This is a genomic window from Meiothermus cerbereus (genome assembly GCF_051297115.1).
GTDB classification, from domain to species: Bacteria; Deinococcota; Deinococci; order Deinococcales; family Thermaceae; genus Meiothermus; species Meiothermus cerbereus_A.
The window spans coordinates 1-822 of the sequence record NZ_JBEVAL010000161.1 but is presented as its reverse complement, the minus strand read 5'-3'; the positions used below and the strand labels follow the sequence as shown (position 1 = coordinate 822).

At 67.2% G+C, this 822-nt stretch carries 1 protein-coding gene; it reads left to right on the top strand.

Annotation, left to right across the window (positions count from 1 at the left end):
* On the top strand, nucleotides 1-206 hold a 206-nt coding region (locus ABWU19_RS14950), incomplete at its 5' end, for a hypothetical protein (protein WP_435902419.1).
* Between the last annotated feature and the right edge of the window lie 616 nt (nucleotides 207-822).

Here is an 822-nt window from a genome sequence, read left to right as displayed (position 1 = left end):
TGGACCTGGTGGGCTTCGCCTCCAGTGGTCAGTACGAGGGCCGGGGGCTGGCGGACGGGCCCACCAGCAGCACCGGCCTCCAGCAGCTCAGCTGGAAGCGCATTCCTGCGGGCCGGGACACGGAGGATAACCTGGCCGACTTCCTGTTTGGCGAAAGCTGGGCCAACCCCCAGAACCGCCAAAGCCCCCGCTATGGGGATAACTGAGGCTTGAAGGAGGAGCCCTGGCCAGAGGCGGGTTGGCCAGGGTTCCCTTTTATCCTCACTCGGGCTGAAACCCGAGCGCGGCGCGAGCAGGCGCTGTGGGCGAAGGTTGCCGTAAACCGGCTCCTGCTCGGAGGGTCCTCCTTGCCAGACCGCGTAGCGGTTGGCGAGGCTGGTTTATGCCGAGTCCCTTCTCGCCCTGTTCCACGAGGGGCTGACCCCGCGGGGGTATTTATTGGAACAGATTATGTGGGACCTCCCGAGGCAAGGGAGCCCCAACTGGGGCCCGCCTCCCCATGCCCGATCCAGAGCCCTTACCTACCCGGCCTGGGAGGCGCCGGCGGGTGCCCCTGCAGGGTCCTGCCTCGAGGCCGGGTTCCTCCAGGTAGCCCGTCGGGACAGGGAGGCAAACCCCACCGGGATCCTCCAGGAAGCGGTGCCGGTGATCCTTAGGCTAGCTCCCTTGTACGCCGCCCGCCTGGGCAAGCGGGGACGGCTCCCTGCCCTTCTGGTCTGGCGGACCCTCCGCTGGGTCCCTTATCCCTGCCTGCCCTTCTCCCACGAGATGGTGGATGCCTTGGCCCATGGGGATGGTCTTGCGCTTCAAGCCTGAACCTGC